General features: G+C 34.2%; 24 protein-coding genes and 1 tRNA gene. 14 read left to right on the top strand and 11 right to left on the bottom strand.

Annotated elements, in window-relative coordinates; all coding sequences use genetic code 11:
• The first annotated feature begins 104 nt into the window (after positions 1–104).
• Both C5F50_RS03285 and C5F50_RS03290 read left to right on the top strand, forming a co-directional pair.
• Positions 105–1,430, top strand: a complete 1,326-nt coding sequence (locus C5F50_RS03285) for a cation:proton antiporter (protein ID WP_179372272.1) — start codon at positions 105–107, stop codon at positions 1,428–1,430.
• Entirely contained in the window at positions 1,423–1,854 is a 432-nt protein-coding gene (locus C5F50_RS03290) for a hypothetical protein (protein WP_179372273.1), read from the top strand. The genes C5F50_RS03285 and C5F50_RS03290 overlap by 8 nt, the downstream gene beginning before the upstream one ends.
• A 1-nt stretch (position 1,855) precedes the next feature.
• On the opposite strand, the gene C5F50_RS03295 is transcribed toward C5F50_RS03290, so the two are convergent.
• Positions 1,856–1,932, bottom strand: a tRNA-Gly gene (locus C5F50_RS03295).
• Positions 1,933–1,995: 63 nt separating this feature from the next.
• On the opposite strand from C5F50_RS03295, the gene C5F50_RS03300 reads away from it, so the two are divergent.
• A complete protein-coding gene (locus C5F50_RS03300) occupies positions 1,996–2,259 on the top strand; it encodes a hypothetical protein (RefSeq protein ID WP_179372274.1) in 264 nt (87 codons plus the stop codon).
• Here the strand turns inward: C5F50_RS03300 and C5F50_RS03305 are convergent.
• A complete protein-coding gene (locus C5F50_RS03305; protein ID WP_179372890.1) occupies positions 2,251–2,760 on the bottom strand; it encodes a 50S ribosomal protein L16 in 510 nt (169 codons plus the stop codon). The genes C5F50_RS03300 and C5F50_RS03305 overlap by 9 nt on opposite strands.
• A gap of 98 nt (positions 2,761–2,858) precedes the next feature.
• Here C5F50_RS03305 and endA point away from each other — a divergent pair, with 98 nt between their 5' ends.
• Positions 2,859–3,422: a tRNA-intron lyase gene (gene endA, locus C5F50_RS03310; RefSeq protein WP_179372275.1), complete on the top strand. Its 564-nt coding sequence runs from the start codon at positions 2,859–2,861 to the stop codon at positions 3,420–3,422.
• Here the strand turns inward: endA and C5F50_RS03315 are convergent.
• The 3 genes from C5F50_RS03315 to C5F50_RS03320 form a co-directional block, all read right to left on the bottom strand.
• Complete coding sequence (locus C5F50_RS03315; protein WP_179372276.1) at positions 3,419–4,075, bottom strand: phospholipase D-like domain-containing protein; 657 nt, start codon at positions 4,073–4,075, stop codon at positions 3,419–3,421. The genes endA and C5F50_RS03315 overlap by 4 nt on opposite strands.
• A 117-nt stretch (positions 4,076–4,192) precedes the next feature.
• The gene (locus tag C5F50_RS12975) at positions 4,193–4,321 is read right to left on the bottom strand and encodes a universal stress protein (protein ID WP_218843336.1); all 129 of its coding nucleotides are present in this window, start codon (positions 4,319–4,321) and stop codon (positions 4,193–4,195) included.
• A 733-nt stretch (positions 4,322–5,054) separates the two neighbouring features.
• The gene (locus C5F50_RS03320) at positions 5,055–5,828 is read right to left on the bottom strand and encodes a SurA N-terminal domain-containing protein (protein ID WP_179372277.1); all 774 of its coding nucleotides are present in this window, start codon (positions 5,826–5,828) and stop codon (positions 5,055–5,057) included.
• 249 nt (positions 5,829–6,077) lie between these two features.
• Between C5F50_RS03320 and C5F50_RS03325 the strand changes: the two genes are divergently transcribed.
• The 10 genes from C5F50_RS03325 to C5F50_RS03370 all read left to right on the top strand — a co-directional run bounded on the left by C5F50_RS03325 (position 6,078) and on the right by C5F50_RS03370 (position 14,844).
• Positions 6,078–6,584, top strand: coding sequence for a hypothetical protein (locus C5F50_RS03325; protein WP_179372278.1), 507 nt, complete (start codon positions 6,078–6,080; stop codon positions 6,582–6,584).
• Positions 6,585–6,690: 106 nt separating this feature from the next.
• Positions 6,691–7,998 carry a DUF4175 domain-containing protein gene (locus C5F50_RS03330; RefSeq protein ID WP_246282122.1) on the top strand — a complete coding sequence of 436 codons (1,308 nt, stop codon included), beginning with the start codon at positions 6,691–6,693 and terminating at the stop codon, positions 7,996–7,998.
• Positions 7,999–8,011: 13 nt separating this feature from the next.
• The gene (locus C5F50_RS03335; protein ID WP_179372279.1) at positions 8,012–8,542 is read left to right on the top strand and encodes an OsmC family protein; all 531 of its coding nucleotides are present in this window, start codon (positions 8,012–8,014) and stop codon (positions 8,540–8,542) included.
• A 261-nt stretch (positions 8,543–8,803) separates the two neighbouring features.
• The gene (locus C5F50_RS03340; protein WP_425340049.1) at positions 8,804–9,601 is read left to right on the top strand and encodes a DsbA family protein; all 798 of its coding nucleotides are present in this window, start codon (positions 8,804–8,806) and stop codon (positions 9,599–9,601) included.
• Between the two features lie 135 nt (positions 9,602–9,736).
• Positions 9,737–10,225: a metal-dependent transcriptional regulator gene (locus C5F50_RS03345; protein ID WP_179372281.1), complete on the top strand. Its 489-nt coding sequence runs from the start codon at positions 9,737–9,739 to the stop codon at positions 10,223–10,225.
• A gap of 194 nt (positions 10,226–10,419) precedes the next feature.
• A complete protein-coding gene (locus C5F50_RS03350) occupies positions 10,420–11,421 on the top strand; it encodes a multicopper oxidase domain-containing protein (protein WP_246282195.1) in 1,002 nt (333 codons plus the stop codon).
• 3 nt (positions 11,422–11,424) lie between these two features.
• Entirely contained in the window at positions 11,425–12,603 is a 1,179-nt protein-coding gene (locus C5F50_RS03355) for a ZIP family metal transporter (protein WP_179372283.1), read from the top strand.
• 60 nt (positions 12,604–12,663) lie between these two features.
• A complete protein-coding gene (locus C5F50_RS03360) occupies positions 12,664–13,098 on the top strand; it encodes an AsnC family transcriptional regulator (protein ID WP_179372284.1) in 435 nt (144 codons plus the stop codon).
• A gap of 61 nt (positions 13,099–13,159) precedes the next feature.
• Positions 13,160–14,293, top strand: a complete 1,134-nt coding sequence (locus C5F50_RS03365) for a S1C family serine protease (RefSeq protein WP_246282123.1) — start codon at positions 13,160–13,162, stop codon at positions 14,291–14,293.
• A 308-nt stretch (positions 14,294–14,601) separates the two neighbouring features.
• A complete protein-coding gene (locus tag C5F50_RS03370; RefSeq protein ID WP_179372286.1) occupies positions 14,602–14,844 on the top strand; it encodes a hypothetical protein in 243 nt (80 codons plus the stop codon).
• A 1-nt stretch (position 14,845) separates the two neighbouring features.
• On the opposite strand, the gene C5F50_RS03375 is transcribed toward C5F50_RS03370, so the two are convergent.
• The 6 genes from C5F50_RS03375 to C5F50_RS03400 all read right to left on the bottom strand — a co-directional run bounded on the left by C5F50_RS03375 (position 14,846) and on the right by C5F50_RS03400 (position 18,220).
• The gene (locus C5F50_RS03375) at positions 14,846–15,073 is read right to left on the bottom strand and encodes a thioredoxin family protein (RefSeq protein ID WP_179372287.1); all 228 of its coding nucleotides are present in this window, start codon (positions 15,071–15,073) and stop codon (positions 14,846–14,848) included.
• Positions 15,063–15,203 (bottom strand): YHS domain-containing protein, encoded by a 141-nt coding sequence (locus tag C5F50_RS03380; protein ID WP_179372288.1) that lies wholly within the window; start codon positions 15,201–15,203, stop codon positions 15,063–15,065. The genes C5F50_RS03375 and C5F50_RS03380 overlap by 11 nt, the downstream gene beginning before the upstream one ends.
• Positions 15,200–16,192, bottom strand: a complete 993-nt coding sequence (locus tag C5F50_RS03385) for a cytochrome c biogenesis CcdA family protein (protein WP_179372289.1) — start codon at positions 16,190–16,192, stop codon at positions 15,200–15,202. Before C5F50_RS03385 ends, C5F50_RS03380 begins: the two co-directional genes overlap by 4 nt.
• Before the next feature lie 89 nt (positions 16,193–16,281).
• Positions 16,282–16,947, bottom strand: coding sequence for a DsbA family protein (locus C5F50_RS03390; protein WP_179372290.1), 666 nt, complete (start codon positions 16,945–16,947; stop codon positions 16,282–16,284).
• 82 nt (positions 16,948–17,029) lie between these two features.
• The gene (locus C5F50_RS03395; RefSeq protein WP_179372291.1) at positions 17,030–17,491 is read right to left on the bottom strand and encodes a cupredoxin domain-containing protein; all 462 of its coding nucleotides are present in this window, start codon (positions 17,489–17,491) and stop codon (positions 17,030–17,032) included.
• 63 nt (positions 17,492–17,554) lie between these two features.
• Positions 17,555–18,220 (bottom strand): hypothetical protein, encoded by a 666-nt coding sequence (locus C5F50_RS03400; RefSeq protein WP_179372292.1) that lies wholly within the window; start codon positions 18,218–18,220, stop codon positions 17,555–17,557.
• Between the last annotated feature and the right edge of the window lie 384 nt (positions 18,221–18,604).

The raw sequence follows: 18,604 nt of genomic DNA on the forward strand, positions 1-18,604 counted from the left end.
GATTATGTCTGTTGAGCCTATTTTCAATTATTAGTAATTTCATTAATTTGATTTCAGAATTTCTAGTCAGAAATCATTTTTAAAGAAATTTGTCAACTGAAAACATGCAAAGCATTTCACTTCAGTTAGATACTAGTGAAATTCATAGCTCACTTAACACAACTGTTACTAGTTTAATTGAACAGATTACTCCTGAACTTCCTCATGCAACATTTGTAACTGATTTGGCATTTATCATGATAATTGGTGCCGTAGTTACTTTGGCTTTTTTTAAAATTAGACAACCACTGATAATTGGTTATCTTTTTGCTGGAATGCTCATTGGTCCTCTCTCACCGTTTTGGTCCTGGGTATTGCCTGAAGGTGGTCCATCTACTGATGCGTTGGGAGGTGTTGGAATACTATCTAACATCTCTGCATTGAATCTTTTTGCTGAAATTGGTGTAATTTTACTTCTTTTTGTAATTGGGATTGAGTTTCCATATGCTAAAATCAAAAGCATTGGGCGAGTGGCAGTGGGTGTTGGAACATTGGGATTATTTTTAACATTAGGTGTCGTATTTTATGCTGCAACTGCATTGGGTTTGGGATTTCTAGATGCATTGTTTATTTCAGCAGCGTTATCTATTTCCAGTACTGCCATAATTGTCAAAATTTTAGAAGAGATGGGAAGGATCAAAAATGAATCTTCCATTCTTGTTTTAGGAATTTTGATTGTAGAGGACATAATCGCAGTTATTCTGATTTCATCATTGCAATCAATTGCTTTAGTTGGAACTGTATCTATTGAGTCCGTAATAATAATTGCACTGGTCGCATCTGGTCTTATAGTTGGAACATTCACAATTGGAACCCGAATAATCCCGCCATTAATTGACAAGGTTGCAGCAGCTGAGCATCGCGAGATTCTATTGCTTAGTGTTCTGGGTGTCTGCTTTGGCTATGCGTTACTTGCAAACATCGTTGGATTATCAGTTGCAATTGGAGCGTTTTTGGCAGGGGTGCTAGTGGCTGAATCAAAATCTGCTGAAGTTGCAAAATTGCTTTCCAGTCCAATCAAAGACATGTTTGTAGCAATTTTCTTTATTTCAGTTGGTGCCTTGATGGATGTGTCAGAACTTGAAAATTATATTTTCATTGCAATTGCTTTGATAGCAGTTGCTACTGGAATGAAGTTTGGTGGTAACTTGGTTGGAAATATTGTCTTTCGGCAAAGACGTGGTAAAGCAATCCGTTCGGCATTTACGTTAGCTGCTCCAAGGGGTGAATTCTCAATTGTAATTGTAAAGGTTGGGGTGGACATAGGGGCAGTTAGCGCTTTCTTGTTTCCATTGATAGGTATAATTTCTATAGTCACTGCATTTATTTCTCCATTTTTAGTAAAAGCTGGAGATAAAATAGTACCTATGCTAGAAAAAAAAGATGTCTGATGAATTAAAAAAACTAACAGAGCAAGCACACGACGGAATCACTACTTTTGATTTTGATGGTAACAAAACACCATGTATCATAATTGAAGAAAAAAAATATGATGACATGCTTGCAAAGATTGCAGGACAATCTTTGTCTATTAACACTGATCTTAACATCTTGCAAGATGGATTGGGTAATGTCTTCGTTGAAGTTGTTTTGACATTTTCTAAAGGAAATATTGTTGAGACATTTATGATAAATGCAAAAACCCATCTTGACTTTTTTGAAACTCTTGCAAAAACATCAATGTTTGCACTATCATCTCCAAAATCAAATTATGGAAAAGACAATGTGTTTATGATTCAGTTGCCTCGTCCAGAAAAAGCTCAGGACGCATTAGAAATTATTAATAATGCACTAATTCCAAAAAATCAAAAATAAGTGGTGCAGTTACCGGGATTTGAACCCGGGTCACGTACTTGGCAAGCACGAGTACTAACCAGACTGTACTATAACTGCAACACCCCTAGAGGTTGAATTTGGATATTAAACTGTTTTTAACTATTTCAATCAAGAAATACCATGGATGAAACTCTTCTTGCTAAAATAGAACAAAAAATTCAAGATACACTTTCCAACAAAGATGAAATTAAAGAACTAATTCAATCGCTTTCAAACATTGATGATTCAAAATCATTTGCACTGGGTGTAATGGTTGGAAGAATTTACAACGCTTTTTACTATCAATCAAAAAGAATTCTAAATCGAGAACCAACAAAAGATGAATTTGAAGAGTTTTTAGAATTTGTTAAAAATAAGAAATCTGATTTAGAAAATTTATGGTGATGATTTATCCCATTCAATAACCTTGATGGTGGGGGTTCCTGGCAATTTCACACATGCACCATGAAGTGCTTTTTTTGCTGCCTCTAAGTGGGCCTCTGTATTGACATACATTTCCATAATGCATTGCCCTTGTTTGACTCTGGCACCCAAACTAACTGCTTTGCCCCATGATCTTCGCATTCCTTCAGAAACCCTATCTGCACCTGCAGTTGCAATCTGTTTGTTTTCTCGAAGTAAATTATGTGGATAAATTCTTAATCTAGAATAGTAGCCTGTTTCACCTGTAGTCTTCTCTAGCGTTTTGTTTGCTGCCAATCTAGTTGATTCAATTGCCATGTGTCTGATCTGAATCTTTTCATTAATTAGTAACTGAACACAATACTTGTAAATTCCTCTTTTACCGCCCTGAAATTTTGCAATTTTGATCTGTGGTTTACCTTTGATGTACTCTTTTCTGGTAAAGATTTGCCCCGTTGCAGTTCTATAATTGGCGCCATGCATTACATTCTCAAACCATAACGCCCATATTTTAACGGTGAGCCGATATGCATTCGTATTTTCCAATGCTTATATGGAAATTCTTTGATTTTCTCATCATCATGGAAGAGACCCCAATAGTTAACGGTGAGATGATTTCTGATCAAACTTGTATTTCTGATAAAAATATGATTCATGAACTTGATCTAAAGGGATACGGGGAAATTGAAAATGAAAAATTATTCTTAAAACAATTTGAGACTCTATTTCTGTTATATTCCAAAAGGCTGATTTTAAAGAAAGGCAAAAAGCAAATTGATTTTGATACTTTTATGAGCATTTGTCAAAAAACTGATTCTGATATTCTTACTAAATTTCTAATATATCGTGATCTTCGAAATCGTGGTTATGTTGTTAAGGATGGATTTGGATTTGGTTCTGACTTTAGAGTTTATGAGAGAGGACATTTTGGTGAGAAAGGAGCAAAATTTCTGATCTTTGGACTAAATGAAGGCCAACAAGAGAAGATGGGTAGTCTACAGAAAAAGATTGAAGACATCACTCAAATGGGAAAAGAACCAATAATTGCAGTAATTGAGCGGCGTGGTGAAGTAATTTATTACAAAATCAACAGGATGAATTTCTATGAGAATAAAGCTAGATTAGAAGAATCATTTCAGATCTAATCTTGCAGTATCCACTCTGATGAATATTTTAAAAGATTATTTTCTTCTGCAAACATAAAATCATAGACATCTACATACTTTGTCTTGTTGTCCCAGAGATCTTGGAAATCTTTCATCTTTCTTTCAACTCTTGATTTATCATTCCACGATGTGAAAACATCTACTGATTCAAAATCTCTTGATTGGATAGAAAATGATTCTCTGGAAGTTCCTGTAAATGCAACTGCTTCATCATCGTCATCTCTGAAAATTCCAATTCTCTCCGAAAATGAATTTGACACTTGTTCTGAATTTGTAATTGCAATTTTTAATTCAATTTGTCCATTATTTACTATGTCTTGGAGTTTTTGGATTTTAGTATTTCTGATAAATTTTCCTTCAAATGATTTTGTAAATTTTTCTGAAAATAATTTTGTAAATAGGTTGAGATCACCTGTCCTGAATCTGTGACCAGTAATCATTCTTAATTTTGCCTTACCTCCTGAAAAATTGTCAAATGCCATTGAAATTGTGGCTAAAGTCTGAATCGATAAAAAGTCAACACACCTATCATATTCTATACAATGACTGAGGCAAGGAAAGAAAAACTCCGCTACAATGTCGTCTCTGTCTGAACGATATTCTTCTTTTAATTCAATGTCTCTTAACCCCAATAATTATTTCTCTTAATTTTATTATTTAAAGAAACAATCTTGGGAGGTCGTGTGTAAACCATCAAATTTTAACAAACTTTTTCGTTCAGATGAAGATAATGCAAAAGATACATGATACTAAATTGCTTCTACAATGTGTAAAATAATGATTTTGGAAGCGTCAGTTGATGCAAAAATTGCATGTTTTAATGCTTCGTCACCGTCTTTTGTTTCTGCATGAGGAACAAGAATTTTTTTGTACAACATGATTATTGAATATGTGTATTATTTGACATGATGCAGAAATCATCATTGTGTAATATCTGCTACTTTCTTTTTACAGTCTTGGACTTTTTTGCATCACATTTTTTGCAGAATCTATATGGATCACAATTTTCTCCACAGTCACAAAGATTTTCATCAGAACCATGCCCCATCAAGATTCACTTTCTGAAACAATCCGAGTGATTTAAGATTAATCTTCAGCAAATCATACAATCTGAACCTCTAAATTATGAGATCAGGGAAGTTAATGCAAAATCTTTACCGCTAACTATATCTCTAGATGTGTAATGCTCCCATCGGGTTTTGTCAGATCAGCTAAACACTCCCTACTTTTATTTTCAAAAAATTTTATTTAAAGAAATAAAATTGGAACTTAAGACCAACAACGATTTGTTGTCTAGTGACAATTCCAACTGTATGGACTTTTCCAAAATAGTATTTAGGTAATGTTAATGATTCCTATGGACGATTTGTATGTTGGGTTTTAAGTAAATTTTGTAAATGTATGTTCTGTCAAATGATCATACATCTGATCTTGGGAACACTGATCGTCTTGGAATTACACAAGAAAAAACAATTTTGTGATTATTGCCCTGAAAACAAATGTCTGCTAGACTAAAATTTGTCATCCAAAGAAAGATAGTAAATCATCATGTGATTATTAATTTGCCAAAAAATTGTTAATTTAGCCATGAAGTAAATATAATTTTTAAGCCTATTGTAATTTCTCTTGATATGTTATGATCATTGCTTTGCTTTCAAGGTTCTCAATAAAGTCTAGTGCCATTTGCTGTTGTTTTTGCTGTAACAAATTTGTTTTAATCTGAGATGAAATATCATCAAAAACTGTGCTGTTTCCAACTTGAGCTTTAATCATGTCTTCATTATCATCAAAGAAAATCTTTGCTTCTTCATCACTTATTTGAATATCTACATTTGAGATCTCACTAGTCAACATCTCATTTATGATCAATTCATCTCTAAACCTATCCAAAGTTTGATCATATGTAGTTCCAAACTCTCCTAATTTTTCTTCAAATTGTTCCTTGGATAGTCCATTTTGGACATATGATGCAGTTAGTTTTTCTTCTGCATCAATCATAGTTACTACAATGTCGCGTTTTTGTGCCTCGTCAAGAAGCAAAACCTTTGTAATAATCATATCCAGTGCAGATGTACCGTCCAGAGATTGCCCTTGAGTGAATCCTGCCTTGATGACATCATTTACTTCTTCTAGTCTTATCTCTTGACCATTAACTTCTGCTACAATTGGATTGTCTTCTGTTTGTGATTCTAATTTTGAAATTTCATTATTGAAATCAAATTGCACGTTTTTATCTGAATCAAAATCTATAGTGTAGGCGCCTACAAAAAAAGATGCTATTGAAGCTATTGATACCAGAACAACAAGTAATCCCACAAATGTTAATTTTTCCATCACCACATTGTTGGTATTATTAATTATCTTTTCTTTATTTTCATCTTCCATAAATTTTCACGATGTAAAATGAATTTTAATTTGTATATTTATTCACTGTGATTTACAATTGTAATGTATAGAATTGATATGTGGAAAAAAGATTTCATATTTGTAATTGTTTTGGGAAATAGAAGGTTTGGAATCAAAGAAAAAACAAATTGGTGGTTACTGCCCTGAAGACAAGCGTCTTTTAGATTGTGAAATATGTGATCCTAAAAAAGATAAAAGTAGTGACTGTAACTGTTAGATGTGATAATTTTGCATAAACAAACTCTCAAACTAGTTTACGCTGATATCTCTTCTTGGATAATTTCAGGTTCTTTATTCTCGGTTCTTTTTATATTCATGTTATATGCTAGAGAATTTTTATTTTTTGAGCCCTTTTTTACATTTCATCTTCCAATGGATTGGATTCTAAGCTTTGTTCTAATCATAATTGTTTCAGGACTTATTGCACTAGTGACTGGTCTAGCTGTTTTTCAAATGAGAACTATAAAAGCAAATTCCAGGAAGGCTGGAACTGGAGTAGTTGGTTCTATTATTGGTGTAGGTGCGGGAGTGTGTACTAGTTGTGGGCAAATCGGATTCACAATAATCTCTACCTTTGGAATTGCAGGTGCTACATCTCTATCATTTTTAACAGCATATGAGATTCCCATTAGATTAATTGCCATAGCAATACTCTCTGGCACCTACTTTGCCATGATTAAGGGAATAACAAAAGGATGCAAAGTAAATTTGAATACTGTTGATGAGAACAATTAATTCTTAATTTAAAACAACTTTACATTTGTAAAGTATCTGTTCTCTTAGTTTAGAATCATTGTTGACATTCGGAATTTCATTTATATTTTATTATCATATTTTCAATATGTTGAAAACTCATCTGTCTTCTGGAATCTTAGTTTTTACCATTACAATAATTTCATTGTCATTAATTTCTGAACAAGTTATGGCTCAAACTATGACGTCTCCTAAACAACAAATGATGATGGGAACAAATCCAAACCAGATTACATGTACTAATGATAAAGTCCTTATGATGAAATCTTCCGGAACCCCTGTTTGTGTAAGTCCTAATAGCTATCTAAGATTAGCAGATCGTGGGTGGGGTAATTTTGACATGAACATGATGACAAATAATCAACAAATGCAAGGAGTCATGAATAATATGATGAAGAATCCTCAAGTTGGCAAACTTTGGTATGATATAGTTACTACTGACCAACAAAATGTCCAAAACATGGTTGATCAAATGTATTCAAACATGAAACAAAATCCACAGAAAATGCAACCAATGATGAATTTTATGATGAATGATCCTGACCTACGTCAACAGATGATGGATAAGATGTTACAAAATTCTCAGATGATGCAAGGAATAAAAACAAACAGTCAGATGATGAACATGATGCAATCAGGAAATATGATGGGTCTGAACCAAGGCATGTCTGGCATGATGAATGATCCTGATTCACGACAACAGATGATGGATAATATGATGAATAATCAACTAATGATGCAAGATATGAAAAACAATAATCAAATGATGAACATGATGAAAGGAAAAGGCATGATGAACTCCATGAGTCAGGGTAACATGAGTCAGGGTAACATGATGCAGGGTAACATGATGCAGGGTAACATGATGCAGGGTAACATGACTGGAATGAAACAAGGAATGATGGGGTCGTCCATGGGACAAGGAATGCAAGGAGGAATGATGGGAACCAACCAAGGAAAGATATCAACCATGAATATGACAAACATGGTCCCAATGATGAATGATCCTCAAGTAAGACAAGACATGATGAATAATATGATGAAGAATCCTCAGATGATGAATAGTATGATGCAGAATAAACAAATGATGAGTAATATGGGTATGATGAATTCAAACATGAACGATAACTGGACGATGAACAATCCCCAGATGATGCAAGACAAGATAAATCAAATTATGAATGATCCTCAGATGATGTCACAGATGAATGAAATGATGTTGAATAACCCTTGGAACATGCAAGGGATGATGGGAACCATGATGAGTCCCATGATGAACTCTATAATGGATGATCCTGAACTAAGAGAACAGATGATGAACAACATAATGATGAATCCACAGATGATGCAAAGTATGATGGATAATCAATCCTTCATGCAACAATTGAATCCATAATTTTTTGAATGATATGACAAACAAAATAAATAATGTTGATCTTGACAAAGTTTCCAACACTGTGGCAAAGGGAAAAGAAGACAAAAACACTCTAAAAAAACCAGTCAATCTACAAGGGGAATGGAATTTAGACCCAGATTCAGAATGCCAATTCAAAACAGAACTATCTTTTGAAAATGGAAAAGAGGTAATCGAAATAGATTCTCCATCATTTCTGGGTGGGGGTGGTAACAGATTGGGACCAATGGCTTACTGCATTGCAGGAATAACATCCTGTTTTATTGGTACATTTGTGGGAATTGCTGCACAGCAAGGAGTGAAACTAACAAAATTAAAAGTAAATACAGAATGTAACATCAATTTTGCAAAAACCTTTGATTTAGCTGATGAACCAATTACTGAGGGCATTAATTTCCAAATAGAAGCTCAAAGTGAAAATGCGGATAATTCAAAACTACAAGCAATATTGAAAATGGCAGAAGAGCGTTGTCCTGCCATGTATAGTATGTCACACAAAGTTGATGTTAACGCAAAAATAGTTTAATTCAAAATTTCATACCTATCTGCGTCAATTTTTATCCTAAAAATAGGGTTTAGAGTCCACGTGAAATTGAATTTAATAGCAACATATGCCCATGAGCGTAGTAGTTTAAACTCCAATATGTAACGATTGAACTCCAGATCCTGAAAATTTTTAAACATTCTTGCAAGTATCACATTAATTGTTTGATTAGGAAATAAATGATTACAAAATTTTACAATTGTAAAGACCTGTAATTATATTCCTTGAAAAATTATGTTAGGTGTGGATGATTTTAAATTTATTGAGGATGACAAACAAAAGACCCATGTTTCTATAACCAAATCAACGTATAATCGACTAATAACAGCAATAGTTTCAGTAGCTATTGTTTCAGCATTTTTAGGCGGCTATGTTGTTGGTGGGGAAACAGTAGAGCCAAAAGAAGTAATCGTGAGAGAATCTATACAAAATTCCCAAACAAAACCTACAACACAAGAGCAGTTTGGATCTCAAATCATTAGAAACATATCTTTTGATGATGATCCAATGAAAGGAAATCCTGATGCCTCCATTACTATAGTAGAATTTTCTGATTTTCAATGCCCATTTTGTGCAAAATTTCATAAAGATACTCTTCCACAGCTGGAACAAAATTACATTTCTACAGGAAAAGTAAATTTTGTGTATAGGGATTTTCCAATTCAGAGCATTCATCCAAATGCAATTCCAGCCGCACTTGCTTCAGAATGTGCTGATGATCAAGGAAGGTTCTGGGAAATACACGATATGATTTTTAAAAATCAAGTGGCTTGGCAAGGCTTAGAAATTCCCCAGTCAGTAAGTCTTTTCAAACAATATGCATCAGAAATAGGACTTGATGGTAAAGAATTTGATTTATGCCTTGATTCTGGAAAATATCTTGAAGAGATTAGTAATGATCTGGATGATGGTCGTGCATATGGTGTGACTGGCACTCCTGGTTTTTTTGTAGGTAATGAAAAAATTGGATTTACCAAACTAATCGGAGCCCAACCCTTCTCATCATTTCAAAGAGTGATTGAGCAGCAGTTAGCACAATAAAATATAAGTTAATAATTTCATCAATGATAGTTCTTTTTGAAGACACCATTACTTGAATTTCAACAGTATTCCATTTAATTAGAAAAATTCAATACATTAAAAATTTATGATTGATTAAAGAAGATAACAATAACGATGTTAAAACAAAACAAAATATCCGCTAAAATAGGAGAACGACTAGAATCTATAAAAAAAGCCCATAGTCAAAAAAATACCAAGTTTACTACTAGAATGGAAGATTATCTTGAGGTAATCTCTGAATTAGTTGAACTGAAAGGATATGCAACACCAATGGATATTTCAAATTACATGAGTGTCCGCCCTCCTAGTGTTACTAAGATGTTAAAAAGATTGGGTGATGATGGTTACTTGGAATATACAAAATATCATGGATTAAATCTGAATCCTAAAGGAAAAAATCTAGCTAATGAAATTCGTCAAAAGCACAGTGATCTTTTAGAATTTTTTGAGATAATCGGAGTAAACAGTTCTATTGCAAATCAAGATGTAGAAGGAATTGAACACCACATGAATCCAAAAACGATGAAACAATTAAGAAAATTTATAACTTTTCTAAAGTCAAAACCTGATCTACTTATTCGTTTTAACCAAACAGATTTTTAATGAAAAAATTAATTTTTTATTTATGATTTCCATGTCCTAAATGTATCTGATTCAGATTGAATCCTTTCTAAATTGCCTTGTACTAATAATATTGCATTATGCTAAAAAAATTAGCCTAGGCTAACTTTATATGACCATAACACTATCAATTATCAGTAATGGAAAAATCACGCTCTAATATCATGATCGTGTTTATGATCCCAGTGTTTATGATATTTGCATTTTATTTTATATTTTCAGAAGGGATCAGTGCTCAACAAGAAGATCAAACATTTGTTACCCATACGGGTGCTGTTGTAAAAACTTCAGGCGAGGTATTAGATCCAGTTTACCAGGTATCTGAAGTAGAGTTTGATCCTGACAAGTATTTGAGGGAATTCAATTACGGCAGAGTGTCCACTTTAGAAAACGGTCAGACATTAAGAGAGTTTACCATAATAGCTGAAGATGACAGAGTACAGGAAATTTCTCCAGGTGTTTTTTACAATGTTTGGACATTTAACGGAACAGTTCCAGGACCTACCCTTAGAGCAACAGAAGGAGATTTACTAAAAATTAATTTCATCAACAATGGCTCAAAAGAACACACAATGCATTTTCATGGGATTCATCCTGCTGAAATGGATGGGGTCTTTGAGATTGTTGGAGGAAATGGAGGTAGGTTCACTTATGAATTTGAAGCAGGGCCAGCAGGAGTTCATCCATATCACTGTCATGTGATGCCACTTGAAGAACACATTTCACATGGACTTTATGGTGTTTTCATAGTTGATCCAAAAGAAGGAAGACCTGCGGCTGATGAGATGGTCATGGTGCTAAATGGATTTGACACAGACTTTGATACTGAAAATAATTTTTATGCTGCAAACACAATCCCATTTTACTATCAACACCATCCTATTCAAATCAATAAAGATGAACTGATTCGAGTGTATGTTGTAAACATGGTGGAGTTTGATCCAATAAATAATTTACATCTACATGGAAATTTGTATCAGTACTACCCAACAGGAACGGATATTATTCCATCTGAATTTACAGACATGATCACTTTATCCCAAACAGAGAGAGGAATAATGGAGTTCAAGTATCAGTATCCTGGAAAATATTTGTTTCATGCTCATAAAGTCGAGTTTTCAGAAAAAGGGTGGGTTGGGATATTTCTAGTAAAAGATAACATAGGTATCAAGGAATAGAGAATGGAACTTGATAATAATAAATCCAAAGTAAAAGTTGTTGTAAGTGGAATAATCCCATTTTTTTTCATCATTCTCATGATGGCGTATATTTTTGGCCCTGGTGCAGGATTGTTAGATTTTGGAGTTGCATTACCCGAAATAACTATTGAAAAAGTAGATTTTATTGAGTCGGAGATTCAAGCTACCATTAGAAACACTGGTCCAATTCCTGTCGAAATAGCTATGGCCGATGTAAATGATAGAATTCAACCATCTGCAATAGAACCTGATAGATTCTTAGAAAGATATGAGACAGCATTAGTGAGAATTCCCTTTGAATGGAATGAGGCAGAACCATATGCTATTGGGATTACGGTTGAGGATGGAACTAGATTTGAAAAACAAATCGAGGCTGCGGCCCCTGCTTTAGAACCAACTCTTGATCTTGCAATCTTTTTTGCAATAATTGGAACATATGTAGGAATAATCCCAGTAATGATTGGATTATTATGGCTTCCATTTATCAAAAAAATTAACAAAAGTAAATACCATTTCTTTTTGGCTTTAACTGTTGGACTCTTGTTGTTCTTGGGAATTGATTCTATTGAAGAAGCAATAGAAGTTTCTAAAGAAAACCTTGCAGATGTCTTCAATGGAATACTACTCGTTGCTACAGTTACTGCGCTTTCTTTTCTTGGATTATACTATGCTGGTGAAAAATTATTAAAAAAATCAGAGTCATCCAGACTTACAAAACCTGTAGCAATTGCATTGATGATTTCAATAGGGATTGGACTGCATAACTTTGGAGAAGGACTTGCAATTGGAGCAGCCGTTGGCATTGGGTCAATTGCATTTAGTACTTTTTTGATAGTGGGATTTGCTTTGCATAATACTACTGAGGGAATTGCAATTGCAGCACCAATGTCTAGAGAGAGGAAAGTGATTGGAAAATTAGCAATTATGGGAATGATTGCAGGTTCCCCTGCCATTTTTGGTGCATGGGTAGGAGGATTTGTATATTCACCGTTTTCTTCTGTAGTATTTCTCTCAATAGGTGCGGGTGCTATATTTCAAGTAATTATCATCATATTGAATATGATACGAGTAGAATGTAACAACAATCTGTCAAGTGCAGCTGTAGTCTCAGGCATATCTGTGGGGATGGTGGTAATGTATCTTACTGGCATTCTAATTTAGCCAAAATATTTTACATTTGTAAAGTTGTGATAATAAATACAGTCACTGCACATTAAATACATGCCTCATGAGTTAGATGATATTGATATTGGTATAGTGACGTCATTACAACAAGACGGAAGAAAATCCTTTAGACAAATTTCAAGAGAGCTCAGCATTAGTACCCCCACAGTCCAAGCAAGATATCAAAGATTAGTCAATATCGGATTGATAAAGTCAATCTCACCTGTTATTGATTCTACTAATCTTGCAAATGAACAAAAAAACAAACTAGAGACATGTGGTTGCAATGAACCACATAACATAGATTTGAAATCAGGCATGTCTGTAAAAATAAAATGTGATTTGTGTGAGGGTCAAATTGGAGATAAACCTCATGTTTTAAAATTTGCAACTTTTGAGAGATTTTTTTGTTGTAATACCTGCAAAACACAGTATAAAGAAAAAAACAAAGGGCGAATTCAGTCAATCATAGACAAAGCAGAAGATAAATGATTTTACAAATGTAAAATACTATTGTTATTTATCTCATAATTTACAATCTATGTGTATTAGATTGTTTTATTCAAATAGATCAAAGGTTTTGCTTGGAGGAGTAGTTTTTAGTGTTGTTTTGCTATCGTTGGCTTCGCTGGTCATACTGCCCCCTGTATTAGCACAAGACAACTCTTACTCCTCTGAGAATCTACAAACAAGAAATGACTTTCAATCATCAGAAAAAATTTATTCATTAACTGAACTTTTTGATCGTTCTGAATTTGGAGTAGTAAGTATTACTGTTACAAAAGCATCAGAGATTGGTGATTCTAACAGTGTTGGTTCAGGATTTGTATTTGACAAAAAAGGTCACATAATCACAAATAACCATGTTGTTGAAAACTCAAAGAAAATTTCTGTCACGTTTATAGATGGAACTTCATATCGTGCACAAATTGTTGGCACTGATCCCTATGCGGATATCGCAGTAATCAAATTAGATGTGAGTCCTGAAAAACTTTATCCTTTACCTATAGGAGATTCCTCAAGTCTTAGGGTGGGAGAAAAAATAGCTGCAATTGGAAATCCATTTGGGTTATCAGGTTCTATGACTTCGGGTATTGTGAGTCAACTAGAAAGATTACTTCCAACAGGTGTTGGGTTTTCAATTCCAGATGTAATTCAAACAGACACTGCCATTAATCCTGGAAACTCAGGAGGTCCTCTACTTAACATGAAAGGGGAGGTAGTAGGCATAAACACTGCGATTTATTCTAATGATGGTAGTTTCTCAGGTGTTGGGTTTTCAATTCCGTCTAACGTTGTTTTAAAAATTGTACCAATACTGATCAAAGAAGGAAGTTATCAACACCCATGGGTTGGAATATCTAGTGTAAATATTACTCCTGATATTGCAGAATTATTGAAACTTGAAGATGCAAAAGGTGTCTTGATCATGACAGTAGTAAAAGATAGTCCGGCTGACAAGGCAGGACTAGTAGGATCCTCTCAAACAGCAGTTGCAGATGATATTGAATATACAGTAGGGGGAGACATCATTTTATCAGTCGATGGAAACGAGGTAAGAAAAATTGATGACATTTTAACTCATCTGCAGCGCAATAAAATTGTGGGAGATGAATTAAATCTGGAAATACTACGTGATGGAAAAATAATTAATATCATTTTGACTCTTGAAGAAAGACCACAATAATAAAATGACAATATTCAAGTATTCGGTTTTATTTTTTCTTGTTTTTAATTTTAATTTTTAATCCAGCTAGTGCTGAAACTGTCAAAATTCCTGAATGAGTTTTTACAGTACATGGTTTTTGGACTGATGAGAAAATTCCTGATGAAGAATTGCCACTATGCTAACTTATCTGGAGAAAAATGATGTTGTGGATCTTATTTTGCATAAAACCTATTGTGTTAAAACAAATTTTTTACTGTCTAACGCAAAATCAAAACACTGAATAATATTCATCTTGTAGTGACGGCTGGTATGTTGCAGGATATTTTGTGCCTGTAGAGAAAGATTGTGCCGGGAAATTTATTGGAATCAACATTGATGAAGAACCACGAGAATTTAGACAAGATTTTACCGATGCCATAAAGATAAAGGACTGGGGCAAAATACTATCTGGCAATTATCTGGGTTGGTATGACTCCATTAAAGGAAAATATATTGATCTATTTGCTGGAGAAGGAAAACTAGATGAAACATTTTGTGTTACAAGTTATGACAATAAAGTTTGCCAATAGTCTATGATAATTTTTCCAATAATTCTTGTTTTTTTGGAATTCCAGTAAATTCTAATTTATCATCAATAACAACTCCTGGTGCTGTGAAGATGGGATATTTTTCCAAGTATTCTGGTTTTTCTGTGACATCAATTATGTCATAGAGCATGTTCATCTCATCTAACATTTGTTCTACAACTTTGCAATTTCCACAAGATGGTGTTGTCAAAATTTCAATCTTATGATTCATTTTCAAATTGTCCTGGATTGCTCTCAAATGCCCATCTGCAACTAGCACAGCAAAAATGGTATTCTTTTCCTTTGTAGGATAATTTTTCTCCCTTGTCACCAACTTCCATTCCACATACTGGATCTTTCATCTATTTGCCTCCCTTAGTCTACGAACCGAAAGTACAAAAATTGGACTTGCTATTAGTATTGCTAACAAAACTGTGAAAAAATTCTTAAAAATCTGTACATCATTATGGCCATGTTCGTGCTCATCCATCTCAAATTCCGCTGGAATTGGAGTAATTTCAATCAAAGTATTCCACCCTTGATGGATGAATGTTTCCTCGTACCATTCATGACCCTCCGGAAGTCCATTAATGATCAAAAATGCACCTATAACTATCAGCATCCAACCAGATGCTCTCTCAATTGATTCTCGTTTAACTGTAAGACTTTTTGTTGCGTTAATTCCAATCACTGCAAGTACTGACATCAAAATCAATGGAATTGCTCTTCCAACCCCATGAACTACTCCTAATGAAGCACCTACTTCGATACTACCAGTACCAGCAATGTAAATGAGAAGCCAGTAAAATAAAGGATTAGGACATCCAACTCCTGCATTCCCTAACAGCAAACCCATGAAAAATGATTTTGTGTATTCACCTCGCTTTTGTATAAATTTAGGAGTGCCTGAATATGATGGTAGTCTTAGAGATATAATTTTTAATTGTGATAATCCAAAAATAAAAGCAGCAATTCCTGCAATCAAAAACATGATGGTGGATGCTTGATCTAATGATGCGCTTTGCCCGATAGCTGCTATTGCTATACCATAAGACGCAATAGTTATGGTTAATCCCAAACCAAAAAGTAAAGCCATGGACAATCCTTTCTTGTAACCTTTACCCATACTCAATGGAACAATAATGAAAACAAGTGGTAACGTACATGGTAAAACTATCATGGACAATCCCGCTACATATGCAATTACAATCCACGAAAGATATGTTGTGTGTTCTTTTCCGTCAATTGTAAAATTTGTTCCAAACGAAAATACAATTCCAAGAAAAATTAATGAAAATAAAGCAAATGAAATAATCACCATGGATTTTTTTGCTAGTACAATTGTTGACATGTTATCATAATCCTATTTCTATACTTAACAAGTAGACTTTACAAATGTAAAATAATAGTTTCTGAAATAATAGGCCCACATTAATGTCGTCATAGCATGGATTCAATTATTTTTTCAAATACTGAATATGGCTGTGGTCCAACAACTGTCTCTTGGAAGCCATCTGGACCTACAATGAAAAACGTAGGGGTGCCAGTAACTCCATTATTTTGTGCCTCAGATGTGTTAAATTGTACACGTTTTTGGTATTTTGCAGAATCTAGGCAACTCACAAACATATCCATGTTTAATCCTAGATTGTATGCATATCCCTTTAGGCTGTCTGAATTTGCCCAACCATTATCAATTGATAACTGATTTGAATACAAGAATCCGTGATAGTCCCAATATTTTCCTTGCTCTTCTGCGCAATAACTTGCAATTGATGCAGGTATGGAATCTTTTCCTAGGAATGCAATATCTACAAAAATTAGTTTAGCTTTTCCGGTCTCTATGTAATTGGTTACAATATCAGGTTTTGTATTTAGAAACCATTTTTTACAGTTTGGACATTGATAGTCTCCAAACTCAATTATTGTGATTGGTGCATTTGAAGACCCCCTGATTGGAGAACCCAGTGAGGTGTCAATAGTACCGATTTTTCTATTCATATCAAGATTAATGTCTTCAGAATTTGTAGGAATTTGATAAAATAAAACAAGTATCACCAATACAAGACCTATGCTAGATGCATAGATGATATGTTTAGGTTTCAATTTATTTTACCCTCTCCAACATTCATAATATTTTAAAAACCAGCTATACTTAATCACAGTACTTTACAAATGAAAATGGGATTTAGAATCTACTTAGCTCAACAATGATTTTTCCTTTCATCCATGGGTGAGGTTCACAGTGATAAGGTACCTCTTGAGGCTCAGTAAACAGAAACTCGTAGGAATCCCCCGGTTTTATGACGCCAATAGAACCAAAATCTCCACTGTAACTATCCGTTGTTCTGTGATCAGGAGTTACCGTATGCGCAGCATCATCATTGTTTTGCCAAATTACTTTATTATTAATCCCCAACAGTACATTGGATGTGTTTGGAACATAGTTTTCATTTCCTTCAATTACCGCACCGGGAACAATTTCAATTGTAAATTCTTCTTCAGGATTTAAGATATATTCAGCTACAGAGGGTTTTGCTAAAGATTCAGGAAGATAAAATGATGTGTAAAAAACTACAGATGCAGACATGCCAATGATTACTGCAATAACTCCTATGCCATATGCATGACTCGATGATGGAGAGCTCAATTACTGAATTTGTTGAAGTTGTGTATTTAATGATGATACTTTACAATTGCAAATATTACAAAACTAAGAACGCTTCTTAGTTAGAAACAACACTCCGACTATTATTCCAACACCTGCTGCTATGTAAAATGGAAACAGTGCAAACACATTCTTTGCAGGATCGCCTGAAAGAATTTCTATAGTCATGCTCCCAGAGTTAACTGCCGGAGGATCAGTGGAGCCCTCCATCCCATGTACTGAATACGAATCAATTGCAAACGTGCCAATATCCAAATTGGTAACTACAATTCTTGCCCCATTATTCACGGTAAGTCCTGCCCTGTCAGTAAATGATACGATGGACTTGGCTTGCGGATACCAGCCCCTGTCCGGAGCACTGTGAACTACGACGTATCCTTCTTTTGGAGTTTGGACTGCAACCCAAAACTTGTTGTCAGGCTGAGGTCCCATGCCAACTTCGACAAATTCATCGTGAGTCTCCTCATCATATATTCTGAGAACTGCGTTTCCGTTTGGATTTGCATATAGCAGATTGTTATCAATTGTCACCTGCCAGCTAACGGCATGAACGTCATCAAGGGATACTATTGGCGCATCTCGCAAGACTCTGTTGAACTCATCTGCAGGAATCTCTATTGTATCAATGAGCAGTGACGGGTTTTTTACTTCTTGGGCAAATGCGGGAGTGATGAAAAGTCCTAAAAACAATACTGCAAACAGATACTTCACAAGCAGAAACAAGTTTGATTGAATAAAAATCTAATCAACAAATGATAATGATAATAAAAATTATTTGCACTGTAAATTTTTTCTAGTATTTTTTTGTAAAGTAACATTCAATTTTTGATATTTTGTTACTGCTTGATTTTACAACTGTAAACTATATCCATTAAGTATCTTTTAGATTCATGTCATACATGCTTAATGACTCTGTTCGTTTCACATGTTATTGAGCAGAAATATTTTATGGGGATTTTTTATGAAATCTTAATCCTAATGGGATTTCCCCCTTCAAAATTCAGAATTTGATAATTCTTCTAACTATTTTTGAAAAACGATGTGATTAAAAATGAAATATCGTTATTTCTGATTTTATATTATAGTGTAGATTAT

It is taken from the genome of Nitrosopumilus ureiphilus (assembly GCF_013407185.1).
Taxonomy (GTDB): domain Archaea; phylum Thermoproteota; class Nitrososphaeria; order Nitrososphaerales; family Nitrosopumilaceae; genus Nitrosopumilus; species Nitrosopumilus ureiphilus.